This window comes from Nocardiopsis sp. NPDC101807 (assembly GCF_044766605.1).
In the GTDB taxonomy this organism is placed as follows: domain Bacteria; phylum Actinomycetota; class Actinomycetes; order Streptosporangiales; family Streptosporangiaceae; genus Nocardiopsis; species Nocardiopsis tropica.
This window is the reverse complement of sequence record NZ_JBIWMK010000004.1, coordinates 691,214-718,145: the sequence shown is the minus strand read 5'-3', so window position 1 is coordinate 718,145 and position 26,932 is coordinate 691,214. Positions and strand designations below refer to the sequence as shown.

Annotated in this window: 22 protein-coding genes, 1 tRNA gene and 1 pseudogene; 11 read left to right on the top strand and 13 right to left on the bottom strand. The window is 71.5% G+C overall.

Annotated features, from left to right (window positions below; translation table 11 throughout):
- Nucleotides 1-255 precede the first annotated feature (255 nt).
- Nucleotides 256-2,685, bottom strand: coding sequence for a nicotinate-nucleotide--dimethylbenzimidazole phosphoribosyltransferase (cobT, locus tag ACIRPH_RS16020; protein WP_402914674.1), 2,430 nt, complete (start codon nt 2,683-2,685; stop codon nt 256-258).
- Between the two features lie 684 nt (nt 2,686-3,369).
- Here cobT and ACIRPH_RS16015 point away from each other — a divergent pair.
- Nucleotides 3,370-4,473: a peptidoglycan recognition family protein gene (locus ACIRPH_RS16015; protein ID WP_402914671.1), complete on the top strand. Its 1,104-nt coding sequence runs from the start codon at nt 3,370-3,372 to the stop codon at nt 4,471-4,473.
- A gap of 284 nt (nt 4,474-4,757) precedes the next feature.
- On the opposite strand, the gene ACIRPH_RS16010 is transcribed toward ACIRPH_RS16015, so the two are convergent.
- On the bottom strand, nt 4,758-5,366 hold the full coding sequence (locus tag ACIRPH_RS16010) for a DinB family protein (protein WP_402914669.1): 609 nt from the start codon (nt 5,364-5,366) through the stop codon (nt 4,758-4,760).
- Between the two features lie 191 nt (nt 5,367-5,557).
- On the opposite strand from ACIRPH_RS16010, the gene ACIRPH_RS16005 reads away from it, so the two are divergent.
- On the top strand, nt 5,558-6,148 hold the full coding sequence (locus tag ACIRPH_RS16005; RefSeq protein ID WP_402914846.1) for a GNAT family N-acetyltransferase: 591 nt from the start codon (nt 5,558-5,560) through the stop codon (nt 6,146-6,148).
- 125 nt (nt 6,149-6,273) lie between these two features.
- Here the strand turns inward: ACIRPH_RS16005 and ACIRPH_RS16000 are convergent, their stop codons facing one another.
- Nucleotides 6,274-6,564, bottom strand: coding sequence for a DUF6504 family protein (locus tag ACIRPH_RS16000; protein ID WP_378554889.1), 291 nt, complete (start codon nt 6,562-6,564; stop codon nt 6,274-6,276).
- A 409-nt stretch (nt 6,565-6,973) separates the two neighbouring features.
- On the opposite strand from ACIRPH_RS16000, the gene ACIRPH_RS15995 reads away from it, so the two are divergent.
- Nucleotides 6,974-9,196 (top strand): protein kinase, encoded by a 2,223-nt coding sequence (locus ACIRPH_RS15995; RefSeq protein ID WP_402914666.1) that lies wholly within the window; start codon nt 6,974-6,976, stop codon nt 9,194-9,196.
- Between the two features lie 127 nt (nt 9,197-9,323).
- Here the strand turns inward: ACIRPH_RS15995 and ACIRPH_RS15990 are convergent, their stop codons facing one another.
- The 3 genes from ACIRPH_RS15990 to ACIRPH_RS15980 form a co-directional block, all read right to left on the bottom strand.
- Entirely contained in the window at nt 9,324-10,406 is a 1,083-nt protein-coding gene (locus ACIRPH_RS15990) for an SPFH domain-containing protein (protein WP_402914844.1), read from the bottom strand.
- 36 nt (nt 10,407-10,442) lie between these two features.
- The gene (locus tag ACIRPH_RS15985) at nt 10,443-10,907 is read right to left on the bottom strand and encodes an NfeD family protein (RefSeq protein ID WP_402914663.1); all 465 of its coding nucleotides are present in this window, start codon (nt 10,905-10,907) and stop codon (nt 10,443-10,445) included.
- Nucleotides 10,908-11,080: 173 nt separating this feature from the next.
- Nucleotides 11,081-14,011, bottom strand: coding sequence for a penicillin acylase family protein (locus tag ACIRPH_RS15980; RefSeq protein ID WP_402914660.1), 2,931 nt, complete (start codon nt 14,009-14,011; stop codon nt 11,081-11,083).
- A gap of 330 nt (nt 14,012-14,341) precedes the next feature.
- Between ACIRPH_RS15980 and ACIRPH_RS15975 the strand changes: the two genes are divergently transcribed.
- Nucleotides 14,342-14,854 carry a hypothetical protein gene (locus ACIRPH_RS15975; RefSeq protein ID WP_402914657.1) on the top strand — a complete coding sequence of 171 codons (513 nt, stop codon included), beginning with the start codon at nt 14,342-14,344 and terminating at the stop codon, nt 14,852-14,854.
- Here ACIRPH_RS15975 and ACIRPH_RS15970 read toward each other — a convergent pair.
- Nucleotides 14,833-15,771, bottom strand: coding sequence for a cobalamin biosynthesis protein (locus ACIRPH_RS15970; RefSeq protein WP_402914654.1), 939 nt, complete (start codon nt 15,769-15,771; stop codon nt 14,833-14,835). The two genes, ACIRPH_RS15975 and ACIRPH_RS15970, sit on opposite strands and share 22 nt — an antisense overlap.
- Nucleotides 15,772-16,329: 558 nt before the next feature.
- Between ACIRPH_RS15970 and ACIRPH_RS15965 the strand changes: the two genes are divergently transcribed.
- The 3 genes from ACIRPH_RS15965 (at nt 16,330) to ACIRPH_RS15955 (ending at nt 20,414) form a co-directional block, all read left to right on the top strand.
- Nucleotides 16,330-16,405: transfer RNA gene (locus tag ACIRPH_RS15965), tRNA-Arg, on the top strand.
- 301 nt (nt 16,406-16,706) lie between these two features.
- The gene (locus ACIRPH_RS15960) at nt 16,707-16,973 is read left to right on the top strand and encodes a hypothetical protein (RefSeq protein ID WP_402914651.1); all 267 of its coding nucleotides are present in this window, start codon (nt 16,707-16,709) and stop codon (nt 16,971-16,973) included.
- Nucleotides 16,974-17,405: 432 nt separating this feature from the next.
- Nucleotides 17,406-20,414 carry an NACHT and WD40 repeat domain-containing protein gene (locus tag ACIRPH_RS15955; protein WP_402914649.1) on the top strand — a complete coding sequence of 1,003 codons (3,009 nt, stop codon included), beginning with the start codon at nt 17,406-17,408 and terminating at the stop codon, nt 20,412-20,414.
- A gap of 171 nt (nt 20,415-20,585) precedes the next feature.
- On the opposite strand, the gene ACIRPH_RS15950 is transcribed toward ACIRPH_RS15955, so the two are convergent.
- From ACIRPH_RS15950 to ACIRPH_RS15930, 5 genes are all read right to left on the bottom strand, one after another.
- Nucleotides 20,586-22,085 carry a tyrosine-type recombinase/integrase gene (locus ACIRPH_RS15950; protein WP_402914646.1) on the bottom strand — a complete coding sequence of 500 codons (1,500 nt, stop codon included), beginning with the start codon at nt 22,083-22,085 and terminating at the stop codon, nt 20,586-20,588.
- A complete protein-coding gene (locus tag ACIRPH_RS15945; protein WP_402914643.1) occupies nt 22,086-22,367 on the bottom strand; it encodes a helix-turn-helix domain-containing protein in 282 nt (93 codons plus the stop codon).
- 323 nt (nt 22,368-22,690) lie between these two features.
- Entirely contained in the window at nt 22,691-23,107 is a 417-nt protein-coding gene (locus ACIRPH_RS15940) for a hypothetical protein (protein WP_402914640.1), read from the bottom strand.
- Entirely contained in the window at nt 23,104-24,108 is a 1,005-nt protein-coding gene (locus ACIRPH_RS15935; protein WP_402914637.1) for a DNA methyltransferase, read from the bottom strand. The genes ACIRPH_RS15940 and ACIRPH_RS15935 overlap by 4 nt, the downstream gene beginning before the upstream one ends.
- The gene (locus ACIRPH_RS15930) at nt 24,105-24,710 is read right to left on the bottom strand and encodes a hypothetical protein (RefSeq protein ID WP_402914634.1); all 606 of its coding nucleotides are present in this window, start codon (nt 24,708-24,710) and stop codon (nt 24,105-24,107) included. Before ACIRPH_RS15930 ends, ACIRPH_RS15935 begins: the two co-directional genes overlap by 4 nt.
- Here ACIRPH_RS15930 and ACIRPH_RS15925 point away from each other — a divergent pair.
- The 4 genes and pseudogenes from ACIRPH_RS15925 (at nt 24,705) to ACIRPH_RS15910 (ending at nt 26,048) form a co-directional block, all read left to right on the top strand.
- Nucleotides 24,705-25,391, top strand: a complete 687-nt coding sequence (locus tag ACIRPH_RS15925) for a hypothetical protein (protein WP_402914632.1) — start codon at nt 24,705-24,707, stop codon at nt 25,389-25,391. The genes ACIRPH_RS15930 and ACIRPH_RS15925 overlap by 6 nt on opposite strands.
- 90 nt (nt 25,392-25,481) lie before the next feature.
- Nucleotides 25,482-25,637 carry a hypothetical protein gene (locus ACIRPH_RS15920; RefSeq protein ID WP_402914629.1) on the top strand — a complete coding sequence of 52 codons (156 nt, stop codon included), beginning with the start codon at nt 25,482-25,484 and terminating at the stop codon, nt 25,635-25,637.
- Nucleotides 25,634-25,936: pseudogene (locus ACIRPH_RS15915) on the top strand (DUF6221 family protein); the annotation flags it as partial. The gene ACIRPH_RS15920 and the pseudogene ACIRPH_RS15915, both read left to right, overlap by 4 nt.
- On the top strand, nt 25,842-26,048 hold the full coding sequence (locus ACIRPH_RS15910) for a DUF6221 family protein (RefSeq protein ID WP_402914841.1): 207 nt from the start codon (nt 25,842-25,844) through the stop codon (nt 26,046-26,048). The pseudogene ACIRPH_RS15915 and the gene ACIRPH_RS15910, both read left to right, overlap by 95 nt.
- A gap of 328 nt (nt 26,049-26,376) precedes the next feature.
- On the opposite strand, the gene ACIRPH_RS15905 is transcribed toward ACIRPH_RS15910, so the two are convergent.
- Complete coding sequence (locus ACIRPH_RS15905) at nt 26,377-26,652, bottom strand: hypothetical protein (RefSeq protein ID WP_402914626.1); 276 nt, start codon at nt 26,650-26,652, stop codon at nt 26,377-26,379.
- Nucleotides 26,653-26,932: the final 280 nt, after the last annotated feature.

Genomic DNA, 26,932 nt, shown 5'->3' with positions numbered 1-26,932 from the left:
CTGGATGTACTCGCTGCCAGTGGAAACGTATCGGCGGCGGGGCCGCGCGTCGCCTGTGGACCGGCACAAGAAATCCGCGGAGACTTTGAAGCCGCGCGCCGTACCGGCGCCCCGGGCCGCCCCCGCCGCCCGGAGGAGGGCCCGGCGGGCGGCGCGGAGCCGCGGCGCGCTCCGGGGGCGCCCGCGCGGGCGCCCCCCGGGGCCGCGGCCGCCCGCCGGAGGACCGGGGCCTCGGCGGGACGGGGCGGCCGGGCCCTACGCGTGCGCGGTGGAGACGCCCGCGTCGTCGAAGGTGGCGACGTCGCGCAGGACCCGCGCGGCGCCCTGGAGCAGGGGGAGCGCCAGCAGCGCGCCGGACCCCTCGCCCAGGCGCAGCTCCAGGTCGACCAGGGGGCGCAGCCCCAGGTGGTCCAGGGCCAGCGAGTGGCCGGGCTCGCTCGAGCGGTGCCCGGCGAAGCAGGCGCCGAGCGACTCGGGCGAGATGGCCGCGGCGGCCAGGGCGGCCGACCCGGCGATGACCCCGTCCAACAGGACCGGAACGCCCAGCGCGGCGCCGCCCAGCACGAACCCGGCCAGGGCCGCGTGCTCCAGTCCCCCCAGCGCGGCGAGGGTGCCGATGGGGTCGGCGGGGTCGACCGGGTTGGCGGCCAGGGCCCGGCGCACCACGTCGACCTTGTGCTCGAACGTGGCGTCGTCCACGCCGGTGCCCCGGCCGGTGGCCAGCGACGGGTCGGCCCCGGTGAAGGCGCAGACCAGGGCCGCCGCCGGGGTCGTGTTGGCGATCCCCATGTCCCCGGTGACGAGGCACCTGTTGCCGGCCGACACCAGGTCGCGGGCGACCTCGATGCCGCCCTCCAGTGCCTGGAGGGCCTGTTCGCGGGTCATGGCGGGTCCCCGGGTGAAGTCCGCGGTGCCGCGCGCGACCTTGCGGGGCAGCAGTCCTGCGGCTCCGGGCAGGTCGCCGACGACGCCGACGTCCACCACCGTGACCGTGGCGCCCACCTGCCGGGCGAGGGCGTTGACGACCGCGCCCCCCTCCAGGAAGTTGTGCACCATCTGGGAGGTGACCTCCTGGGGCCAGGGGGTGACCCCCTGGGCGTGCACCCCGTGGTCGCCCGCGAAGACGGCGACGGCTGCGGGCTCGGGGATCGGCGGGGGGCACTCCCCGGCCAGCCCGGCGAGCTGCACCGAGACGTCCTCCAGGACCCCGAGGGAGCCCGGCGGCTTGGTCATCCGGTCCTGCCGGTCCCGGGCCTCCTCCAGCACCCGGGTGTCCGGCGCTCCGATGGCGGTGATGGTCTCCTCCAGCAGGCTCGTCGGCTCCTGGCCGGGCAGACCTCGGCGGCCGTAGCGGTCGTGGTGCACCGCCCAGGACAGGGGGCGTTCGTCCGCCCGGTCGGCGGGGTCGGCCCCGGGCTCGGCGGGGGGCTCCTCGACGAGCCCGACGCACAGGTAGGCGGCCACGCCGAGGTACGAGGGGAGTTCGAGGGCGCGGGCGATGTCGAGCGCGTCGACGTGGCCCACCCAGCCGACGCCGAGGCCCTCCGCCCGGGCGGCGATCCGGAGGTTCTCCACCGCGAGCGCGGCGGCGTGGGACGCGCTCTCGGGCCTGGCGTGGCGGCCCTGGGCGTGGTGGGCGCCGCGGGCGGGGTCGACGGTGACGGCGATGTTGACCGGCGCATCGAGGACGGCCTCGACCTCGGCCCCGTCGAGGGCGCGGGTTCCGTGCGGTGCGTCCGCGAGGGCCCCGAGCTCGGCGAGGGCGAGGTCGCGCACGCGTGAGCGCAGGGCGGGGTCCTGGACGACGACGAAGTCCCAGGGCTGCGAGTGGCCCACGCTCGGCGCCCGGTGGGCCGCTTCGAGGACCCGGGTGAGCACACCGTGGGGGACGGGGTCGGGGCGGAAGCGCGTCCGGGCGTCGTGCCGCCCGCGGAGGGCGCGGTAGACCGCGGCGCGCTCGGCGTCGTCGAAGGCGGGGGCAGGCCGGCGGTCGGCCCCGGCCCCCTCGGGTTCCGGGTGCGCCTGCGGGTCCCGGGGCTCCTCGGTCCCGGCGGACGCCGGTACGGGGGCCGGCCGTGAGGGCCCGGTGTGCTGCGGCCCGGGAGGGGGCGCGGCTGTCTCGTGTGCGTCCATGCCCTGTTCCGGCTCGGCGGTCGCGGGGTGCTGGTCCGCGTGTGCGTGGTTCGTGGTCGGCCCGGCGGGGCCGTGCGGCCCGGCGGCGTCCGGCTCCTCGGCCCGCTCGCCCCGGAAGGGGATCACGTTGGGCCGGAGCGGGGGGCCCGAGGGCGGGGGCATGTCCGGGGAGGGCTCGCTCGCGACGCGGGCCTCCCGCGGCGCGGTGGTGTGCCGGTCCGCCGCGTCCCCGGCCGGGTCTCCCGGCTGCGGGTCCGCCGCGTCCCCGGTCACGGGTTCCGCCGGGGGCGGGTCCTGCGGCGCCGGCCCACCCGCCTCCGGTCGCGGCGGGGGCTGCGGGGGCGCGGGCTCCCTGGGCCGGAACGGGTTGGCCGGTCCTCCCGCCACGTGCGGCGCCCGCGCCTGGGCGCCGCGCCCGCTCTCCGGGAGCCCGTCCAGCAGGCCGCCGATGCGGGAACCGAGCCCTGGAGCGGGTTTTCCGCTCCTCCAACGGGGCGGCTCGTGTTCGCCGTCCCCGCCGCTCCGGGCGTCCCCGCGGTCATCGTTGGTCATGATCGCTCCCCGAGAGAGGTGTGTCGACTGCCCGTTCCGCTTGCTCCGGCGCAGACCGGTAAGCGTAGCCCGCGGTGTTCGTCCCCCGCGCACGGGTTCCCCGGACCCGGGCGGCCGGCCCCGGCTCCGCCGCCGGGGTCCCCACGTCACGACCAACTGTGCCAGAGACCGCGCGGGCACGCGGGGGGACCGGGGTCCCTCTCCGCCCCGGACCGGGTCGGGGCGTGCGCGGCCGCCCGGCGACCGCCGGGCCCCGGGGAACAGGGAGCGGGGCCCGGGCCCCGTCCTCGGCGCGGGCCGCCCGCCGCCCCGCCCGCGTCCGGGCGGGGCCGGATCCCGGACCGCCCGGGCCGGTGCGGTGGAGCGGCGCCGGGGACGCTCACGGCGGAGCCGGGGGCCCGCCGCCGATCCCGTCGCCGCCGTGGCGGCGCGGGTCCTCGTGGGGCGGGGCCCCGGGCCGCCCGCCCTCTTCACGTCCATGCGCGTGTCTGCGTCCCGCCGCGTCCGAGAACCGCCGCGTAGGACGACATGCCGGACGCCCTGCCCGCCGACGACGCCCGTCGGCCCCGCCCTCCGTCCTGTCACGCGTGCCGCGGGAAGCCGTCTGTGCCAGGGTGTGCGCACTCCCCCTGCCCCCGGCGAGCGCGATCCGGAACCGACCGATCCGAACGGAATGGACACACGATGCACAGGCGTACCTTCCTCACCGGGGCCACCGCCACCGCCGGCCTGGCCGCTCTGGGGACCGCTCTGCCCTCGCCCCGCCCCGCCCTCGCCGCGACAGCGTCCGGCGACACGGCCCCGCGGGTCCTGGCCGAGCGCTCCTCCTCCGCCGGGCTGGTCAGGCCGGAGAGGCGCTTCGACTTGGTGGCGGTCACCGGCGCCCCCGGCGGCACGGACACGGCGATCCGCTTCGAGACCGCCGACGGCCTCGGCCCGTGGCGCCCTGTCCACCTGCACACCGGCGGGCGCGACGACCGCGGGCCGTCCGCCGCCGCGCTGGTGCGCGCGCCGGAGGGGGCCACCGGCTACGAGGCAGGGCCCGGCGGGCGCACCGCCGCCGTGAACCTCACCGACGGCGAGGAGCTGCGCCTCGGCGGGCCCGGGCGGGTGACGCTGTCCTCGGGGTCCTCAGCCGTACCTGCCGCCGCCCGCGCCGGGGTCCCCTTCCGCACCCGGGCCGGCTGGGGCGCCGACGAGTCGTGGCGCTTCGGCGAGGGGGGCGACGACCTGTGGGCCCCCGAGTTCCACCCCGTGCAGGCGCTGACCGTGCACCACACCGCCATGCCCGCGGGCGACGACCCCGCGGCGGACGTGCGGGCGGTCTACTACCTGCACGCGGTCGAGCAGGCGTGGGGCGACATCGGCTACCACGTGCTCATCGACCCGGAGGGAACGGTCTACGAGGGTCGGCACTCCGGCGGGGACGGCGTGCCCGTCTTCTCCGGGGTCCCGTCCCCCGGCCGGGCGCGCTCGGTGACCGCCGGGCACGCGTTCGGCTTCAACCACGGCAACGTGGGGGTGTGCCTGCTCGGCGACTTCACCGAGGAGCTGCCCACGGAGGCGGCGCAGGACTCCCTCGTCGCCGTGCTGCGCGTGCTGTGCGCCGTGACCGGCGTCGACCCGTCGGAGGAGATCGCGTACGTGAACCCCGGCACGGGCGCCGTCACGCCGGGCGACGCGATCTCGCGGCACCGGGACTGGCTGGACACCGAGTGCCCGGGCAACGCGTTCGCCGAGGTCTTCGACACCGCGATCCGCGACCGCGTTATCGGCGGCCCCGCCTAGGCGCACCGACGACGGGGACCGGTGGCGCCCGCCCCGGCCGACACGGGCGGAGAGGGCCTCCGGCGACGGGGCGGGTCGCGACATCCGCCACCGGGCCGGAAGGCCCTCGACGCCCCGCCCCACCCACGCCGACGCCAACGCCAACGCCAACGCCAACGCCAACGCCACCCTCGCACCCGCCGGGCGCGGCGGAGGAGGGCCCGGCGGCGGGTCCTCGGCCGTGGGCGGGCGCCGGCCGGGCGGCGCGGTCCTTCCGAAGCGTTCCGGTGGACCGCGCCGCGGCCTCACCGCCGGGGCGGGCCGTCCGCGGCGACCGCCTCGTGCGCGGCGCGCTCCAGGCGGTCCCGGTACCCCTCCCACCAGGCGCGGTCCACGGCGGGCAGGTTGTCGCCCCCGGCCGCCAGCCCGGCGGCGCCGTCGATGAGCTCGCGGAGGATGTCGGCGTGCCCCGCGTGCCGGTCGGTCTCCGCGATCAGGTGCACCAGGACCAGCCGCACCGTCACCTCGGCCCGGTGCCGCGGCCACCAGGGCACGTGGCCGACCGCGTCCGCCCCCAGCTCGGCGACCGTGGCGTCCCCGTGGGCCCACACCCTCCTGTACAGGCCCACGATGTACTCGCGCGACTCGTCGGGGGTGGCCCACATGTCCGTGTTGGGCTCCGCGTCGGGGTCGGCCCAGGGCACCGGCTCCCCGAAGGGGCGGCCGAACACCGCCCCCAGGTAGTCCGACTCGACGGCGACCAGATGCTTGACCAGGCCCAACAGGTTGGTCCCGGTCGGTGTCACCGGTCGTCGGACGTCGTACTCCGAGAGTCCGTCCAGCTTCCACAGGACGGCCTCCCGCGCTTCCCGGAGGTAGCGCAGGAGCTCGGGGCAGGGGTCTGTCGCGGTCATTCGGCAACGCCTTTCTCGAGGGGCGCCCCGCCCGGGCGGGCGGGGCCGAGGACTGTTCCGCGCACCACCGGCCCGGGCGGGGGAGCCCGCACCCGGCGCGCGTGCGTGACCGGCACGCACCGGTCCCGGGTGCTCCTCGCGGGCGCGTATCGTGAGCGCACTCCACACCGATGTCGAAGGGGAACAGCGGCATGTCCACCGTCCAGCAGCACCCGATCCTGCCGTCCGTGATCCTGGAGACCGAACGCCTGCGCCTGCGCGCGTTCGTCGAGGCCGACATCGACGACGTGCACATGAGCTGCACCGACCCCGAGCTCCAGCGGTGGATCCCGATCCCCGGCCCCGGGCGGCCCTACACCCGCGAGGACGCCGAGCTGTGGTGCCGCGAGGTCGCCCCGGGGATGCGCACCGGCGGCGAGGGCCAGCAGTGGGCCGTCGTGGAGAAGGGGTCGGGCCGCCTGGTGGGCGCGATCGGCCTGGTCCGCACCCTGTGGCCCGCCATGAACACCGAGGTCGGATACTGGGTGTCCCCCTGGGGCCGCGGCCGGGGGTACGCGACCGAGGCGGCCGTGGCCGTCTCCCGCTGGGCGGTCGACCAGGGCTTCCTCCGCGTGGAGATCAAGGCGGGCACCGGGAACACCGGTTCCCGTCGGGTCGCGGAGGAGGCCGGATTCACCTTCGAGGGCGTCGAGCGGAGCGCGATGCCGCTGCACGAGGGCCGGACGGATCTGGCCGTGTACAGCCTCCTGCCCTCCGACCTGGTCCGCTCCGGCGACCTGTAGTCCGGGGCACGCGGGCGCGGGGCCGCCTCCCGCCGCGCGGACCGCGCCCGGGCGGACGGCCGCGGGGCCGCCCGGCCGGGTCGGCGCGGGCGCCGGGCCGGCCGGGAGCGTCCGCGCGAGGGGCCCTAGCCCCACACGCGGGAGAGCAGCCAGGTCCCGCTGGCCGTGTCGTGGCGCAGTTCGTACACGCCCTGGGACCGGGACGTCCCCGCCTCCACCCTCCAGTGCCTGCGCTCGGGCACCTGGGACCCGCTCACCGGCGTCCAGTCCATGCGCAGCGTGACCCAGTGGTCGAGGATCCTGCGCACGCCGTACACCCTGCCGTTCCACGTGAACCGGGCCGGGCGCCCGTCGTCCTCGACGACGGTGACCTCCGCCCCGTAGTACCGTCCCACGACACTTCCCCTCAGCATCATCCGCCTCCTGAGCCCCAACGCATGCCGCCGGGACACCCACCCGTGGGGAAGTCGCGGACGAGTGTCGAACATGTGTTCTAATCCTAGCGAAATCAGCGGCCCCGTGGAACTGTTTCGGGAAGTTCCGCATCCCCCCATGTGGCGACGGCGCCGCGTCCCCGCACCCGAGGACACCGTCCGCCGGTCCGGCCCCGCACGGAACCCCGGCACGCCCCGGGCCGTCGGCGTACTGTCCGAGGACCGCCGCCACCCGCACCAGACCCGCCCCGGCCGGCCCCCGGCCCTCCCCACCACCGCGTTCGGCGTCCGGCCCGGCCGAGCGCCGAACCAGTCCAGAACGCGTCGGCGTGTCGGCATCGGTACGCTGTCAGGCGCGCAGCACACGAGCCACCACGAGGGACCCCCTACTGTGACGTCGAACGGACACGAGAGCGGCAAACCCCTGCGTGCGGGGGACCCGCGCGAACTGGACGGCCACCGCGTCGTGAGCCGCCTGGGGCGCGGCGGCATGGGCACCGTGTACCTCGCCGAGGACCCCTCCGGCCGGTCCGTGGCCGTCAAGCTCATCCATCCCGACCTGGCCGACGACGAGTCCTTCCGCCTCCGCTTCGCCCGCGAGGTCGAGTCCGCCCGCCGCGTCGCCCGCTTCTCCACCGCCGGTGTCCTCGGCGCCCGGCTGGAGGGCGACCCCCTCTACATCGTCACCGAGTACGTGCCGGGGCCGAACCTGGACGAGGCGATCCGCTCGGGCGGCCCCATGAGCGGCGGCACCCTCGAGGGGCTCGCCCTGGGCGTGGCCGCGGCCCTCACCGCCATCCACGGGTCGGGGGTCGTCCACCGCGACCTCAAACCCGCCAACGTCCTGCTCTCCCCCGTGGGACCCAAGGTCATCGACTTCGGCATCGCCCGCGCCCTGGACGACGCGGGCGGCGGGGTCACCCGCTCCAGCCAGCTCATGGGCACCCCCTCCTACACGGCCCCCGAGCTCCTCCTGGGGGAACAGGCCACCGCGGCGGCCGACGTCTTCGCCTGGGGCTGCCTCGTCGCCTTCTCCGGCACGGGGAGGGCCCCCTTCGACGCGGCCACCGTGCCCGCCGTCCTCCACAACATCTCCTCCGCGCCGCCCCGCCTCGACGGCCTCGACCCGGCCCTGCTGAACCTGGTCCGGGCGACCCTGGACAAGAACCCCGCCCACCGGCCGTCGTCCCAGCAGATCCTGGCGCGCCTGACCGGGCAGGCGGAACCGGAGGAGGCGGAGGTCAGCCGCACCATCACGGACTCCTGGGCCCCGCCCAGCGGTGTGCCCGTGGTCGGAGCGCCGCCGCAGGAGACCGGCGCCGGGCGCGCGCACGGCGGACCGTCCGAGGGCCGGACCGTCCCCCAGGTCCCCGCCACACCCCCGGGCGGGCAGCCCTCCGGGGCCGGGGACCCCCTGCAGCCGGGGACCGCCGGCGCCCGCCCCTTCCGGGACCCCCACGCGCAGCAGCCGCCGGTTCGGCCGGCGCCGCCCGCCCAGCAGGCGCCCCAGGACCGGACCCCGCCGGCCCGGCAGACTCCCGACGGGCACGGGTACCCGCCGTCCGGCCCCCAGCCGGCCCCGGGACACCGGGCCGTGTACCCGAACCAGCCCCCGGGCCGGGGGCAGAACCTTCCCGGCCGCTACCCGCCGCCGGGCCCGGGAAGTCCTTCCCCCGCTTCGCATGAACGGGGCCCCGGCGCGCAGCACGCGTACTTCAGCGGCCCGGGAGGCCCCGGGGGCCCGGCGGTGTCCGGCGCCGGCCCGAACCCGGGCAGGCGCCGCAGGGCGGTCGCGATCGGCGCCGCCGCGGCCGGGGTCGTCCTCGTCGCCGCCGTCGGCGGGGCCGTCCTGCTGAACGGCTCGGAGGAGGTCCCGCCCACCGTCTCCCTCTACGAGATCGACTTCACCACCGACCCGGGCTGGGGCTCGGTCTACGACCCCGGTACGGAGGACGGCTACTGGCAGGAGGAGCGCGGCTACCTCCTCCAGCACGACCCCGGGACCAGCACCTACGTCAGCCGCGGCACGAAGGCGGCGATCACCACCGAGAGCGTGCTCCCCGACAGGGTCGTGGTCAGCTCCACCGCCTACGTCGTCGAGGGCCCCGAGCAGGCCGTGTTCGGGGTGCGGTGCTGGGACAACGACGGCGAGGAGTACCGCACCCACTACGAGGCCCTGCTGCGCTACGACGGCAGGCGCGCGGAGATCCGCCGCATGAACGAGGAGGACGGCGACCGCACCCTCGCCGAGACCACCGAGGTCTCCGGGTTCGAGCCCTACCCCCTCTTCGACGAGGAGGTGCGGGACGCCGACTACGACCCGGGCGATCCCTACGCCTTCGAGGCCGACACGGTGCCGACCAACACGGTGACGCTCTCCTGCCAGTACTACGGCGAGGACGCGGAGGACGGGGAGGGGGAGCGCATGGAGCTGTCCATGTGGGTCAACGACGAGAACGTGCTGACCACCGTCGACGACACCCCTCTGCCCGACGACGGGGAGGAGGCGGCGGACCGCCGCCAGGTCGGCGTCGTCACCCGCCCCGGGCCCGGCAACGAGCCCCTCGGCGTGCTCTTCACCGACTTCTACCTCGGCGAGGTCACCGAGGAGTAGGGGCGGGGCGCGGTCCCCGTGCCCGGGGCGCCCCGGGGGGGTGACGCGCCCGCCGCAGGGGGCGGGGGCGCGCCGCCGGGCGGCGCGCCCCGTACGGGTCCTCGGCCGGGGCCGGGCGGACCCGGGGTCAGTCCTCCCCGCGCGGCTCCGGCGGCGACCCCGCCAGGCCCGCACCGGCCCGGCGCACGTCGTCGCGGGCGTCCGCCACGGCCCGTTCGGCGGCCTCCGCCGCGTCCATGGCGGCCTGGGCGGACGAGGACCGGGCCGGGTCGGGAGCCCCGATCCGGGCGGGCCCGGCGTCCTCGCCGCCGTCGCCCTTCTCCGTGGACGGCCTGCGGTCGGCCGCGTCGCCGGCGAAGGCGTGGCTGACGTTCTTGACCGCCTCGGTGAACTCGCCGGGTATGACCCAGAACGTGTTCCCCTCGCCCTGCGCCAGGCTCGGCAGGGTCTCCAGGTACTTGTAGGCGAGCAGCTTGGCGTCGGCGTCGTTGGCGTGCACCGCCTGGAACACGCGCTCGATCGCCTTGGCCTCGCCGTCGGCCCGCAGTATGGCGGCCTGCTGTTCGCCCTGCGCCTCCAGGATGGCCTGCTGCCGCGCCCCCTCCGCCTTGAGGATGCGGGACTGCCGCTCGCCCTCGGCGTGCAGGATGGCCGCCCGCTTGTCGCGGTCGGCGCGCATCTGCTTCTCCATCGCCTCCTTGATGGTGGGAGGCGGGTCGATCGCCTTGATCTCGACCCTGTTGACGCGGATGCCCCACTTGCCGGTGGTGTCGTCCAGGACCCCGCGCAGGCGGGTGTTGATCTCCTCGCGGGAGGTGAGCGTCTGCTCGAGGTCCATGGAGCCGATGACGTTGCGCAGGGTGGTGACCGTGAGCTGGTCGATGGCCTGGATGTAGTTGGCGACCTCGTACGCCGCCGCCTTGGGCGCGGTGATCTGGTAGTACAGGACGGTGTCGATGTTGACCACCAGGTTGTCCTGCGTGATCACCGGTTGGGGGCGCGAGCTGAACACGTGCTCGCGCAGGTCGAACTTGGAGTTGACGCGGTCGACGCCCGGGATGATGAAGTTCAGGCCGGGGCCGAGCGTGCGGATGTAGCGGCCGAAGCGTTCGATGTTGTACGCCCTCGCCTGAGGGACGATGCGGATCGCGGTCAGGGCGATCGCGACGAACAGGACCGCGAGGATGATGAGGGGGATGGCCGGATCGATCATGTCAGCACCTGACCTCGGGGTCGTGGCTGTGGTTCAGGACGTGTGCTCGGGTGCGCCCCCTGGCAGGGCCTCGCGCGGATAGACCACGGCTGTGGCTCCGTCGATCTCCACGACGTCGACGCGTGCGCCGACCGGGATCACCAGGTCCTCGTCAATGCACCGTGCCGACCACTCCTCTCCGGAGAGCTTGATCCTGCCGCTGTCGCCGTCGACCTCCTGGAGGACGACGCCGGAGCGCCCGACGAGGGCCTCCGCGCCCGACCGGGCGTCGGGGCCCCTGTTCAGCTGGCGCCGCATGATCGGGCGCACGAGGTAGAGGCCCGCCGCCGCGGTCGCCGTGAACCCGATGATCTGCGCGGCCACCGGGAGTCCGACTGCGCCGAGCAGGGCCGCGACCAGAGCCGCGACCGCCAGCAGCCCCAGGGCGAAGGTCAGGGTGAGGATCTCGACGATTCCCAGGCCGACGGCGAGGACGAGCCAGATCAACCAGGCATCCATTCCTGAGACCCTCCCCCTTCGTTCCGGGTATTCCTTACGCTACCCACACAAGCCCGGCGAAGCACGCGATCCAGCCCGGGTATCCGTGGCAGCGGTCCCGTCCCGGACACGCGAACGCGGCCCCCGGTGACACCCGCTCAGGGTCACCGCGGGCCGCGTCCGCCCCGCCCGTCCTACCGTCCGCCGGAGAACTGGTAGACGAGCTGGTACGTCGGCCGGTTCTGCCAGGCGATCGGCCACATGCCGATACCGCCCACCGCCTGGTGGATCACCGTGTCGGCGCAGAGCTGGTCGCCCGCCGGGCAGTGGTCGTCGCCCGGATAGACCTCTCCCGCCGGGGTGGCCGCCGCCTCGGCGAGGGTGTCCAGCAGGACCGTCCGGCAGGCCTCCAGGTCGCCGCCGCCGCAGTAGGCGCCGCCCAGCGACCCCTCGACCTCCTGTCCGAGGACGGACCGCAGGTCCTTGTCGACGTACGACCACCAGCCGTACTGGAACGAGGAGCCCTTGTGCGGCTGCCCCTGGTTGACGCTTCCCGGGGTTCCTCCGCCGGTGGCGCCCGAGGGGGACTCGTCGGTCTGGGCGGCCACGGTCAGCTGCGTGTACAGGTCCTCGCCCAGCTCCGGCTCGAACTGCGCCCGGACCAGCAGGGGCCACCACGCGTCGAGCGTGCGGATGGAGTCGGCGTACGAGTAGTAGCCCGCGTCGCGGTGGGGCTCGCGGCGCAGCGAGCCCGCCTCGTTCCACAGCCGCAGCTCCTCCACGGCGGCGGCCAGCTCCGGGTCCTCCACCGGGGCCGAGTCGATGACCTCCAGCATCAGCGGGAGGACCTCCTGCGCGCGCAGGTCGGCCACCCCGGCCTCCATCATGACGCCGGTGAGGGAGGCGGTGGTGAACTCGTGCCCGCCGCCGACCAGCGCCGCCACCCTGCCGTCGAGCAGGTCACCGCGGTGGACCGACCCGGTCGACCAGCCGGAGGTGTAGCCCTGCGCGGGCTTGTTGTTCCAGTTGACGATGTAGTCCGGGTCGACGGCCTGCGGGTGGTCCTCCTGGGGGTGGTAGTCGGCGCTGTTCGTGGCCGGGTCCCAGCCCGACCAGCCGGCGGCCGAGTAGGCGTCGATGGGCAGGTTGGGGTTGGTGCCCTCGACGCGCACCGGGTTCGCGCCCGAGTTGATGAACGCGATGTCCTCGTCGTCGACGTAGTGCCAGTTGAAGGCGTAGCCGATGTCGCCCGCGGCCTCCGTGAAGGTCTCGGCCGAGGTGACCTCCCCCGGGTCGTTGAACCGCTGGAACCCGATGATGGAGTCGACCTCGCGCATGTACGTGGAGCGCAGGGACGTGAACGCCACCGGGGCTCCGTCCACGGTCGCGAACGACTGCACGAGCCCGTACTCGGAGCGCAGCGACGTCAGCGTGTACCCGCCCGCCGGGGTGCCGTCGGCGACGGTCGGCGACCACTCGTTGGTGACGCTCAGCTCCTCGAACGCGGTGCACTCCCCCGAGGTGTCCACGTAGGCGCGCGAGGCGGTGCTCGGCGCGGAGCCGTCCGTCTCGCAGAGCTCGACCGCGAACGTGTCGGTGATGTCCTGGCCCGCCGAGGTGGCGCTCCAGGCGTAGTCGACGCCTCGGCCCATCTGGACGTAGAAGCTCACGCCCGCGAACGACGCTCCGCGCGCGCTGATGCCCGGCCCCTGGAGCTCCTGGAGCATGAGCAGCTGCGGTGAGAAGTAGCCGGTCTGGGGGCCCATCACGGCCACCGGGTTGCCGCTCTCGGTGTGCTCGCCCGAGACGAGCAGCGCGTTGGACATGCCGCGCGGGTCCATGAAGCCCCCGGGGAGCACCCCCTCGTCGAACACGCCCTCCGCGGCCGACAGGTCGCCGTCCTCGACCATCTGCTCCAGCTCGTCCCGCTGTTCCCGGGGCAGGTCCTCGACGGTGGGGGCGTCGGCCCCGTCCTCGGGCCCGCCGACCGCGTCCGCGAGCGGCGCGGGCGCCTCCGCGGTCTCGCCGCTCGCCGCCGAGCCGTGCTCGTCGTGGACGATGTCGTAGGGCTCGACGGAGCCCGGGTCGGGCGCGACCTCGCCGACCGGGGAGTCGGGGGTGCCGGTGTACGGGAACTCCCCCTCCACGCTGACCACGGCCTCGGGGTCGTTCTCCATCCGCCAGGCCCGCCAGAGCTCGGCGCCCTCCTCCGCCCCGTAACGGTCCTGGAAGTTGGCGAGGACGACGGCCGCCTGGACCTCGCCGCCGCCACCGCCGCCGAAGATCCCGCCGACCATGGCGGCGATGCCGACCACGTCGGTGGGGGTGAAGGGCTCGATCTCCCCGCGGTTGGTGATCGCGTCCTTGTGCCCGGTCAGGACGTACTCGCCGGGGAAGTAGCGGCCGCTGTCGGCCTCCTCGATGTAGGAGTTGACCCCTTCGAGGTAGGCGTCGACGTCGGCGAGCGCCTGCGCCCCCCGCTCGCCCTCGGCGGCGACCCGGTCGATCTGGGCCTGCTTGTCCTCCTCGGTGTAGGGGGCGGTGCGCCACAGGTCCTGTTCGAGGCCGCGGTTGCCCTCGGCCCCGCCGGCGAAGGAGGTCAGCTCGCCCCGGCCGACCCTGCGCAGCACGTCCATGAGGAAAAGTCGGTCCTCGGCCGCGGCGTACCCCGCGCCGTACATGGTGCCCTCGCGGGTGGCGCCCTCGATGTGGGGGATCCCGTGGCTCTTGTCCCGGGTGATGGTGACGTCCTCGCGCGGCCGGTACCGCCGGTCCACGTCGCCGGGGTCGACCCCGAAGGAGGCGTCGACGAAGAAGTCGTCCAGCCCCTCCTCCGTGAGCCCGTCGTAGTGGTGGACGAGGTTGTCGTACATGTCGAGCTGGCTGGAGGAGTGCTCGGGCCGCGTCCCGAAGACCTGGTGGCCGAGGATCTCGACCAGCGTGGCGCTGCCGTTCTGGCCGGGGGGAAGGATGTCGCGGCATCCCTGCGGAGCGCAGTAGTCGGCGGGGGGTTCGGGTTCGGCCAGGGCGGGGGACGCGGGGAGGGCGGCCGCGGTGGCGGCCGTCACCGCCAGCGCGAGGCCCGAGGCGCCGGTGCGTAGCCGTCGGCGGAGTGAGGGGAACAAGAGCTGTCACCACCTGGGGGTGCGGGCGATGGATCAGCGCATGCTACGCACGGGTAAGGAAATCGCGAAAGAGTTTCATGTTTGGGGTCCGGGCGGGGCGGCGGGGAGCGCCCGCCCGGGGTTTGGAGTGACCGGCGACACACGCAGGGCAAACCCCGAGGGGGATCCGCCCCGCCGGGCGGAACGGGCGCCGAGGTGTGGCCACAACCGGCCACCGGCCGCCGGGAGTCCCCGCTCCCGCCCGGCCCCGGCGCACGGGGCGGGGAACGGGGGCGCGCCGGATCCGCCGACCCTGTTCCCGCCCCCCGGAGGCTTTGACACAATCGCGGCATGAACCAGTACCCCGACCCCGGCCCGGGCGAGCCCTGGCACCAGCCCGACGGCCAGACCCCAGGCTGGGGCCTTCCCCCCGAACAGCACCACGGCGGGGCGATCGAGCCGTACGGCGCCCCCACCGGCGGCTACCAGCCCATGGGGCAGCAGCCCCCGCCCGGGGCCGAGGTCCCGCTCGGCACCGTCGGCGAGATCGCGTTCTCCCAGAACACCGTGATCACACCGATCGGGCGCTTCCCCATCCGGGGGACGGTGTGGACGGTGAACGACATGAGCCGCACCGAGAGGAGCACCCCCACCTGGGCGGTCATCGTGGCGATCCTCGTGTTCTGGTGGACCTGCCTGCTGGGCCTCCTCTTCCTGCTCGTCAAGGAGCAGAAGACCACCGGCCACGTCCAGGTGAGCGTGCAGGGGCACGACAAGCACTACACGACGTCGATCCTGGTGACCCATCCTGCGGTGGTGGGCCAGATCCACCAGCAGGTGAACTACGCCCGCAACCTCGCCTGAGCGCCGCCGCCCCGACCGGCGCGGTCCGTGGCGGCCGCCGTCGCGGCCGCCACGGCGAGCGCGCCCAGGCCGACCGCCCTCGCCAGCCGGACCGCCCTCCGGATGTCGCCGACCCCCGGCGGGGGACCGTCCCCCATCGTGGGCCGCCGGTCCTCGCGTCCGGCGTAGACGTTGGCCCCGCCCAGCGTCCTCCCCAGCGCCCCGGCGAACGCGGCCTCGCACTGCCCCGCGTTGGGGCTCGGGTGCCGGTCGCCGTCCCGCCGCCACACGCGCCACGCCTCCCGCACGCTGCCCCCGACCACGGGCGCCGCCAGCGCGGCCAGCACCGCGGTCAGCCTGGCGGGCCCCCAGCCGGCGACGTCGTCCAGGCGGGCCGAGGCCGCGCCGAACCGCTCGTAGCGCGGGCTCCGGTGGCCGACCATGGCGTCGAGGGTGTTCACGGCGCGGAAGCCGGCGACCCCGGCCACCCCTCCCAGCGCGCCCCACACCAGGGGCCCCACGACGGCGTCGGAGGTGTTCTCCGCGACCGACTCCACGACCGCCCGCGCGATCCCGGCCGCGTCGAGACCCGAGGGGTCCCGTCCGCACAGGTTCGGGAGCAGCGCACGCGCGCGCTCCAGGTCTCCGTCCTCCAGGGCGTCGGCGATCCGCCCGGCCTCGCGCCCCAGCATGCTCCCGCCCAGGGAGGCCCAGGTCGCGGCCGCCGTCGCCGGCGCTCCCTCCAGGAGGAGCCCCGCGCCCACGACAGGGGCCACCGCTCCGGCCGCGAACAGCGCGCCGGAGGCGACCGAGTCCCGGTAGACCGCCCTCTCCCACCGTCCCGCCGCACGCCCGTACAGGGCGACCGGATGCCCGCGCCGCGGGTCGGGCACCACCGTGTCGAGCAGGAACCCCGCCGTCAGTCCAAGAGATCGCACCCGACCACGTTAGCCGCGTCAGCGGCAACCCCAAGGGAGACCAAACCGAGGCAAACATGTGTTTGCCACGCAATGTATTCGCCCATACACCCAGGGCACCTTACAGTCGACGGCGAGGGAGACTCCGGTGCTCGTCGGCTGGGCAGCTCTGTCGATCCTGCTGGGACAGTGGTGGATCTTCTGAACCGCCACAGCCCCCGCACGGGTGGCGCACACCCCGCAGGACTTCGCGAAACGCCAGCAGCGCAGCACCGCACCCGGAGTTAATCACCGGTAACGTGGTGCACGAGGCCCATAGCAACCGATTTGGTGGAACCCGCGTGGTAACGAGAAGCAACTACGAATCACCGTAGTTGGTCAGACTTTGACCAGGTGTGGGCGACATCGCACGTATACCCTAGAATGTCTGCCCAGGACGCTGGCGGCACCACGACACGGGCCCAGCCCGACCGTAGGTCCACCGGCCGTCCCAACCCCCGCCCCGGCGCGCAGCATCCCACCGGAACCACGGGTCACAACGTGGTCTCGACCTGCCCTGGCGGGCGACAATTGAATCGAGCACCCGTAGCTCAGTGGATAGAGCACCGGACTTCTAATCCGATGGCCGCAGGTTCGAATCCTGCCGGGTGCGCCACAAAACCCCAGGTCATACGGGGTGTTCGAGGACTCCGCGAGGGGTCCTCGTCGTGTTTGGGGGTGCTGTGTGCTCCTGGTGTACTCCCCAGTACAAGGTGAGTGCAGGTGGGGATCCACCTCCCGGAGCACTTTGCCGTCCCGTGACCCTGGGGGCGGTGCCCCGTGTCCGCCTACCAACACATCACAGCCGCGTCGACGCGCGGCCGCCCGAGCCCTGCCGCACGACACCACAGGCCGGATGTGGCCGATCCCTCCGAAACCGCTTACCGAACCGAAGTTTGACCGCCACAATCGGTCACATGAACAAGGCCGAGCGAGTCTGGGCGGCAACCTACATGGCTCTGGCCGTACTGGGCGGCGCGCTCTGGTTCGGCGAAGGACCCACCACCAGCGAAAGCCCGAACACCTCCAAAACGGCAACGATCATCAGCTCCACCGCAGCGGCGGCCTCCGCCGAAATGGGCTGTACTTTTCGTTTTCGCCGTGGTTACACCGGCCCTATTTCGCTCATAGTCACTTCGGCGCGATCGCAGCTTTTGAGCACAGCCGATATAGAGGAACAGTAGATGCCTGAGCCAAGCAAACGAGCCTCTTCTCATCCAAACGTGCGAAACGAGGCATCAGGAAGTATCTCGGGGCCGGTCATACAGACCGGGAGCATTCACGGTGATATCCACCTCTACGCTCCCCATCGCCCCGGTCTCTTTTGGCCTGCCACAAGTGCTCTGATCACCTTTGCGACCACCAGCATCCTGGCATTAGTCGTGTGGAACACCGTTCCCGGGAAGCGCCTAGCGGTCACCGTGGGGGTGATAGCGATCGGGGCCGCCGTCCTACTCATTACCGCGTGGCTCCTGTGGAAAAGGGTACGCGGGGCAGCCCCTTCGCAATCGGCACTGAACCGCTTGCGCACCCAGGTCCGAGCGCAGTGGTTGAACGAGGCGTCCCATCGTGGCTTGCACCGACCACGACCCCTTCGACTGCGATGGCGACCGACCTTGAGCGCAGTCGAGAGGGCGTATTCGAATACTGAACAGCCAGATACCGACCTCATGCGAGGGGAACTGGTCCAGGCAGGCAATGACCTCAGCCCGGCGGACGCTCTTGCCTCGGCGTTCCAGGACATATCGCGTCGGCAACTGGTCGTGCTAGGGCCGCCAGGCGCGGGCAAGAGCACTCTGGCGATCTTGTTCACCTTGGCCGTACTCGACCAGGACACGGATGAGGATTTAGTACCAGTCCTGTTGTCGGTGGCAGGGTGGGATCCAGCCCAGCGAATCGAGGACTGGTGCGCCCGTCGAGTATCCGAGGACTACCCCGACTTCGGACCGAACGGCACCTTCAACCCAGACCAGGTAACCGCTCTACTCCTGAAGCGTCGCATTGTCCCGGTGCTGGATGGTTTGGATGAGATGCCCCGTTCTGTATTGGGCAAGGCGCTTGCCGATCTCGATCGTGCCGCGGACCTCGGGCTGCGGATGGTGTTGACCTGCCGCAGCGCCGAATTCGAACAGGCCGTCCATGACCGTGGCGCCCTGGCGCACGCGGCCGTCATCGACATCGAACCCATCCGCGTCGAAGACACCGTTGCCTACCTGACCGAGCCGGAGGTAGCAAACACGCGCCGTTGGAGTGCAGTCATCGAGCAGATGCGCAGAGAGCCCTCCGGGCCACTCGCCCACGCCTTGTCGACCCCGTTGATGATCAACTTGGCTCGTTCAATCTACCGGTCACCAAGCAGCACCCCTGGAGAACTCACCAACTTCACAACGAAGCCGAAGATAACAAGCCATCTCCTCCAGAAATACCTTCCCACGGTACTCACAGCCGGCGAGCATAATAAGGCGCAACATTGGCTTTCCTTCCTTTCGTACCACTTACAGGAGCAAGACCGCGGACCCAACTTCGAATGGTGGCGCCTGGCTCGTTCTGTGCCGCGTTGGGTACTCGTCTTGACCATCATTCTTGTGTCAACGATGTGTGGCTCGATTCTAGCCGCTTTCTATTTTCTGTTGGATCCTTATACTCCTTATCCAATCGAAATTGAAGTCCTTGCGGTGTTTACTGCCGTCGGGGCCATCCTTGGGGCCGCTGCAGGGACCTTGGGGGGCTTGCGTACCATAAGTTCCCTCGAAGCATCCGAGCGGCCGAGCCGACACCGCAGCCGGTTCGGTGTGCTCAGCGAAACGATTTCGGTTATCCGATTCCTGATCGAACTTCTCTGCATTCTCGGCACCTTCGTGATCCTCAGGGCATGGGCAACTGGCCAAAGTTCCGTGGAAGATAACGCCGTCTGGATCGCCACGCAAATCGCTGCGGTGAGATATTTCGACAGTGATACATGGATGGATAATATTCTTGCTGCTCTCCTGATTTTTCAGGCGATATTGGTCATTAACTTGCTGGGTTTTCGTGCGGGCACCCCGAAAAGCATCACACCAAGCATCCGCCGCCTCCTACCTAGCCTGGCATCTGGAATGATGCTAGGCCTGGTGTTATCGACATTGTGGTTCGTGCCTGGGGTAATAATCGGAGATCTCAATTACACGAACTGGAATATGAGTCCTTATGCGTTCTTAGCTATCATGATCGGCATACCCATTGGCCTCGTTCGATGGTTGGCAGCGCCCGTCGAGGAGCACAAGGCGATTTCACCGGCATTTGTGCTCCGAAGTGATCGAGCGGCACTCCTCATCGCGGCGTTGTCGAGCGGGGCACTCATCGCGTTAGGGTTCATCGCTCTTACCCTTGACGAGCGGAGGATCGTCGATCTTACGCTTGAAGATTGGGCGAGGAGTGGTGTGGTCGGGCTCGCGATCACGGCGGTGATCGTTTTGTGCTCTGGCTCAGCATGGCTGTCGTACACATCCGCTCGGCTGTGGCTCGCCTGTCGGGGAAGGCTTCCCTGGCGCCTGATGCGCTTCCTGCGCACAGCACACGGAAAAGGAGTCCTTCGCCAAGTAGGCCCTGCTTACCAGCTTCGCCATGAACTGCTGCGCACGCACCTTGCCGAACAATGGCCGTCAAAGCGCCGCCCGCCCCCGGTCCAACGGGTCGTCCCCCACTGGATCAACGTTCACCGGCGAACTCGTTCTCGCGTTCGCCGATGGTGGCATAGTGCGGGCATCCTCGCAGCGGTGGTGCTACTCATGGGAACGACCCCGGTGCTCCATCTCGATGGTCACGTCGTGCTACCGATCGGTGTGCCTGTGCACGCTGTGGCGTTGAGCCCCGACGGCACCGCGCTCGCCGCCAGCAGCGAGGACGGCACCGTACGGCTGTGGGACATCACCGCCGGCCGACCCACCCTCACCGAAACCCTCCCCCACGACGGCCGGGTGGCATCGGTGGCCTTCAACCACGACGGCACCACCCTCGCCACCGGCACCGGCACCGCACGCCTGTGGGACATCACCACCGACCAACCCACCCTCACCGAAACCCTCTTCCACGACGGCCGGGTGGCATCGGTGGCCTTCAACCACGACGGCACCACCCTCGCCACCGGCAGCGACGACGGCACCGCACGCCTGTGGGACATCACCACCGACCAACCCACCCTCACCGAAACCCTCCCCCACGACGGCCGGGTGGCATCGGTGGCCTTCAACCACGACGGCACCACCCTCGCCACCGGCAGCAACGACAGCACCGCACGCCTGTGGGACATCACCACCGACCAACCCACCCTCACCGAAACCCTCCCCCACGACGGCTGGGTGGCATCGGTGGCCTTCAACCACGACGGCACCACCCTCGCCACCGGCATCGGCAAATACAACGGCGGCTACAACAGCACCGCACGCCTGTGGGACATCACCACCGACCAACCCACTTTCACCGAAACCCTTAACCACTACGGCTGGGTGCTCTCGGTGGCCTTCAACCACGACGGCACCACCCTCGCCACCGGCAGCAACGACGGCACTGCACGCCTGTGGGACGTCCGTTGCGAAGTGGCCATGGCCGATCTCCCGCAGGAACAACGACAAGCGTGTCACTTCTGAGACTCAGATCCATGAAACCGACCACACGAAGGAAGCCTTACCCAGGGGACCTTTGATCCGATGGTCACCCCGCCCCAGCCACGAGGAAACCCCAGGCCAGAACGGTTGAACCCGTATCCTCACCTGGGGCAGAGCGCCTCGTGGTGCTCCTGGTGTGCTCCCCGGTACCGGCTACCGCACCGGCACCACACCACCCGACCCAGCCGGCGCTGCCGCTCCGCGCAGCAGAGCGGCGGTCGCCTCGGCCGCGGCTTTGGCCACGTCCGGGAACACGCTCTGGTAGGTGTCCTGGGTGAAGTGGGTGGTGGAGTGGCCCAGCTCGGCCGAGACCACCTTCACGTCCGTGCCGGCGGCGAGCGCCATCGAGGCGGCCCCGTGGCGGAGCCCGTGCAACGTGATCGGTGGGAGTCCGGCTGCCCGTGCGATGCGGGCAAACCAGTCACTCACATGCGAGGGGTGCCACCCTGAGCCGTCTTGTCGGGTGAACACCAACCCCGAATCCGCCCACTCGGCCCCGGCTTTCAGGCGGGCCTGGTTCTGAAACTTCTTCCACCCCCGCAACACCTTCACGGTGTCGGCGTCCAGGGTGATGGTGCGCTGACCCGCCTCACTCTTCGGAGTGGAAGTGAACGTTTCCCAGGACAACTGCACCACCTGGGTACGGATATCAGCCTCAGCGTCGGTCAGGCGCGTGTTCGCCCAGGGCAGCCCGACGGCTTCGCCCCGCCGTAGGCCCTTGAGAGCGATCAAGTGGAACAACGGGTGCAACCACACATACCTGCGCGCGTGCTCCAGGAAGGTACGGGTCTGTTCCGGAGTCCACACCATCACCTCCCCCGGGATCGTCCCGTCCTTGCCCCACTGGGCCACCCGCCCCGGAGTCCACACCAAAGGCTTTTTCCTCGGACACGAGGGCAACCGTGCGTGCGAGGCGACGTTCACCGACACCGCCACCTCCGGGCTGCGCACCGCCTCCGAGAGCGCACTGCGAAGCGTGGCCCGGATGCGGTGCTTGGTCGACAGACTCACCACCCGCTGACCCCGCACTGACGCTCGCACCTTCGGGTCCTCGGACTCCTTGCACTCCATAATGTGCTCGTTGGTGATTTCGACGGAGTCGAACATCGCCTCGACCTGGCTGGACTTGAGCCGGTCCAGACGGATCTTGCCCAGGTGCGGGATGAGGTATTTGCGGATGTGCCCGGAGTAGGAGGCCCGGGTGCCCTGGGCCAGGTCCGGTTTCCCGGCCAGCCACTCGTTCAGCCACACGGCCGTGGTGGGTGGCTCAGAGCGCACGTCTGCCCCGGTTCCCACACGCTTGCGCACCTCTTCCACCGGCGGCAACGAACGGCGTGCGCGCAACGCATCCTGGATCAGATCCGCGATCTGCACCTCCACATCCCCTTCACCCCCAGCCAGATCGAGAAGGGCCTTGAGGTGGTCCAGCGCCTCCCATGCCTGTTCCTGAGTTTCCAGGCCGGTGCGGCGGGCCTGGCGGCGTTTGCCCTCGCTGGTACGTGGGAGTTCGAGCTGGTACCCCCAGTCGCCGTGGCGGGGGTTGAACGCCCCTCCCGGACGCCGCAACTTCGGACAACACGCCCCCAAAGCCCGACCCGAGTTCTCGTCCCGGCACCCGCAGCGTTTGAACACCCGTCCCTGATGAGAAGCCATCTACGACTCCCCCTCCTGTTTCCTGTGATCACCACGCGCACCACACCCCGAGCACCCGCCCGAGGTGGAAGACACCGGCAGACCGAGGTGGGCCAGGACTCCGGCGGTGGGCACCACCCACGCCGTTCCCACCCGATGAGCGGGCACCGGGAAGGAGCCCTGGCGCAGCAGCCGGTAAGCGCTGGTGCGACCCATACCGAGCATCCGCCCGGCCGTGAGCACGTCCAGCACCACCGGCAACGAGCCCACCTCGTCCAGACGGACCGAGGGTTTCACCCCCACCAAACCCACCTCCCCACCACCTCTGACCTGCGCGAATGCGGTGCGCGGCCCCGCGTTTGGCGGGACACCACACATCCACGCTCGACCTCGTAGAGGTGGTCAAGCGGATTCGACATGTTCACCATCGGATTCACGCTCCCGCTTCCCGTCACCCGTTTTAGGCGTAATGCCGTTTTCCCTGTTCAGGGCCGCCAACAGCCCCTGTCCGCCCGTGAACCCCGCCCTGGGGCCCGAGGGCCTGCCCCGCCGGTTGGGGCCGGTGTGGGGCACCACAGCGCCCCACACCGGCCAGAACCCGCCCCCACCCCCAGCGGGCATCTGCCCTAATCGGCGCGCACGTGCCCCGTATAGGTCAGCCACGTCCGGTACCGGGCCCTGATGCGCCCGGGGATGGCCACGACCCGGTACCGGCCCGCACCGTGCGCGTGTTCGACCACATAGTGCTCGCCCTCCCACACGGGCATCCGATCCAACCTGGCGCCGGCCTCGGCCACCTCACCGAACGCGGCCTCGTCCTGGCCGGTACGTGGGAAGTAGGACACGTCCACACTCGTGTGCGGGCTGATCGGCAACTCGGGGTGCTGTTCGAGGAAGGTGGCCAGCGCCCTCATGTCAGCGATGATCTGGGCCCGCAGGTCCGGGCTCGCCGCGTCGGAGAAGTACTCCCGCACCGATTGGTCCGGCAGGTCGGTGGACTCGCTACCGTGGTCGTGCTCGTGGTCTTCATCCATCCACCTCATGCGGCACGGCCTTCCTCGATCGCGGTCACCTGGTGGCCTGGGGCGGGGTTGGTGAACACCAGGGCGTCCTCGTGCTGGATCACGTGCACCGGCCAGCCGCCCTTGCGCAGCCGGCGGGTCTCGATGAGCTGGAAGAACGAGGTCCGCGAGACCACCTCGCCGTCGCGGACCGCGCACAACAAAGCCGCGCACCGGTCCACCTGCACCAGCCCCGCCCGCCGGCCCGCCTCGGCCACCTGCCCGGGAAAGTCCACGAGCCTGCCCCGGGTGCGGTAGGGGCGCGTGGTCACCACGACCACCCCGCCCGGGGCAAGCAGAAGGCGGCAGGCGGCCATCATCCTGGTGAAGGAGTCCATCAGCTTCTCGGGGCGCTGGTAGGCGAGGTTGGCCGCACGCCGGTCCCGGTCGCGCGAGTAGCGGTGTGCGTGCTTTTCCACCGCCTGGGCGCCGTCGCGGCGTGAGCGGACCTGTCCGTGGGTCATGGACCCGTACGGGGGCGAGGTCACCACCAGCGAGACGCGGCCCGCCAGCGGTGTGGAGGCCAGACGGGTAGCGACCTCGGCCCCCTCGCCGGTGTGTACCTGACCTTCCCCGCAGGCCCCCTGGATGGTGGCGGTCTCCAGGTTCAGCCGAGCGATGGAGGCCCACTTGGGCTCCAGCTCGATACCGACCGCGTCCCTGCCCAGGTGGGCGGCTTCGACCAGGGTGGTGCCGATCCCGCACATCGGGTCCAGCACGACCTGGCCGGGGCGGGTGTAGGCGGTGATGGCGTGGCGGGCGATGGCCGGAAGTATCTTGCCGGGGTGTTCCACCGACAGGCGCGAGTACCTCTGGCCCCGCTGTTGGCGGGCCTGCTGCTGGCCGGTGGCCCACACCGACCAGCCCGTACCCCGACCACCGTCCCCCAGGGCGGGCATCTCGTGCGGGTCTTGCCCGTCGACCACCCCGCTTGCCTCTCGGAGGCGGTCCCGGGCGGAGGCGTCGTCACGGTTGTGGTTCATGCGTCCACCTCCCCGCGCGCTTCCGCGGTGGCTGTGCGGCACCGTCGGGGCAGCCGGAACACCGACACGTTCAGGTGGGCGGGCGAGGTGATCGTGGCCGCCGCCTGGGCCGCCGAGGCCGGCAGCGCCACATCCACCTCCTCCACGCCCCCTGCGAGGTCGACGCCGTGATCCCGGACGGGGGGCGTCCCGCCGAGTCCGTCCTCGCAGATGGGCACGGTCAGCGCGACCACATGCTGCAGGTAGACCAGCCCCGCGCAGGTCGCGGCGAGCACCACCCCGGGCGCGGGGTCCACCAACGCCCCTTGCGGTGTGCGGTCGAGGCCGGTGACGACCGCGACGATGCCGCCGGGACGGGTCAGGGTCGCAGCGAACAGCACCCGTGCCCGCAGCCGCCGCTCCCGCACCTGGTGGGAGCGACCGGGGGCAGCAGGCGTGGTCACCACGGACAGGTCGGCCCAGGACACCCCGCCCACCTGCTGGTCCGCGCGGTCGGTGAAGGTACGGGTGAGTACTTCGCAGGTACGCACCTGCGCTTCGGCCTGGGCCGCGAGTACACCGGTCCCGGTCAGGTCCGCGACCACATCGCCGCAGCTGTGCACGACGCCGTCCAGCAGGACAGCCCCATCGACCCGGCCCAGATCATCACCCAGCTCATGCCCGTGATCGAGGACCTGAACAGCCAGGCGTTCGACACCGGCTACATACACGGCACCCGCAAGGCCCGGAAGCTCAAGGCTCAGGCCACCGCCGCGACGTGGCCGTCCCGGGCCGCCCGCCAAATCGCCGGAGACGACCGTAGACCGCCGGGCAACCGTGGGCGAGACACCCACGGTTGCCCGGCTCCGCACCACCTCGGGGGAACGATGAACGACCGCACCAACCAGGCATACGCCGCCCTCTCCGACCTCCGGTCGCTCCTCGCCGACATGGCCGACACCACCCACCCGATCCACCAGCCCACTGGGTGGAGTCCCACTGTCGAGCAGGTCGCCGACGCCGGCCGCCTCCACGCCGCCGAGCGCCACGACCCCCTCACCCAGCTCGCCCGCGGCCTCAAGCCCCTCGGCGCCAGTCCGGCGCCGGGCGACATCACCGTCATGCAGACCCGCCGCGACATCGACCTCGACATCGCCGACCTGGAGGACGCCGTCCGGGAACGGGTCGCCCCGCAGATGCGCGGGGCGGCCACCACGAACGGGCTGATCGGCACGATCATCAAGCTCCTCCCGAAGATCGGCACCGTCGACGACCTGATGACCCACGTCCTCGCCGAGGCCTAGCGGCTCCGCGCCCGTGCACGGTGGGCGCTCGGCGACTCCGGCGAGGCGCGCCGCCTCACCGCCCGGTGCCCACACTGCGGGGCGAAGCCGATGCGGGAACTCACCGACCGAGGCGTCGTCACGTGCTCCAACATCGCGTGCCGGTGCGATGCCCCCACCTGCCCGTGCGACGACGCGACCGCCCCCACCCGCCACCAGTGGCACGCCGCCCAGTGGCACACCATCACCGAAGGAGCCAGCGCATGACCATCACCGAGTTCCTGACGGCACGCCTCAACGAAGACGAAGCCGCGCCGCAGGCAGTCATTGACACCGGCAGTCGTGGCGACTGGGAATCCTTCCCCGTCGCGGAGCTGTACGGCCGCCGCGCACTAATCCAGGGCAACTTCATCTTCGCCGTGATGGGCCCCGTCCCGGAAGGCCGCGCGTGCGCCGACCACGCTGCCCGCCATGACCCCGCCCGGGTCCTGTGGGAGATCGCGGCGAAGCGGGCCCTTCTCTCCATGGCGCTCACCGAAGACGAGTCGATCGAGCGATTCGGCGGGGGTCCTCAACGAGTGCGCAGAAGGCTGGCACGCAGCACGCCTGCACGCACTTCACCACCTGGCCGCCGCCTACGCCGACCACCCCGACTACCGGCAGGAGTGGACGCCATGACCGGCGACATCAAGGTCACCGCGAAGGAGGCCGCCGAGAAGCTTGCCGTCTCCCCGGACACGATCGACACGTGGGTGCGCCGCGGACAGCTCCACCCGATCCCCGGCACCGGGCGACCCCGGAAGTTCTGGCTGTCCGAGGTGTACACCGCCGAAGCCGCCCGCCGCGTCCACTACAAGCACCGTAAGGAGTGAATGCACCAGACCCCTTACGGGTGGTACTCTTCTATCTGACGGGTTCGCAGCAGTAGCGGAGCTGTGCCCACAAAACGCCAGAGGGCCCCGACCAGCGACAGCCGGTCGGGGCCTTCATCCTCAGGGAAAGCGCGTCAGTAGCGCTCCACGTGCAACTCCCAATGACCAGGAAAAGGGTTATAGCACTGGTACCAGCGCCACCAGATCCCCATTCCCAGTTCACCGGCGGCTTCGCACCAGAACCTGCTTGGATACTCTCCGGCAAGTTCCTGGGCTTCGACCTGCCCCGGTGAATTTGACGGTGCACTACTTACCGATGCAGCCCCGGCTGGAGAGGCTAGTGCCAGTCCCCCACCCAGCAACATTCCCGCCGCTGCGAGATTCGCCAGTGTCTTCTTGATCGCGCTCATGAGTCTCCTTGAAGAGAACCTTTGCGCCAAGTGGCGCGTTGGAAGGGTCTTTATAAAGCTGACTTCGGCTCGGTGTCCTCTGTCGGTCCGCCGAACCGGGCCACATGGAGGACTTCCTGTCGCCTCACCCTCCGGCGTAAGGCCACCAGTTTCCAGTCAGCAGGAGAAGGTCGGCAACGGCCTTCGGCCACAGTCAAAACTCCCAGGCCATGACGCTGAGGCCAGGCACCTTCCCAGCTCAGGCATGCCCGCCATTCCAGCGCCTGGTGGTATCGAGCCC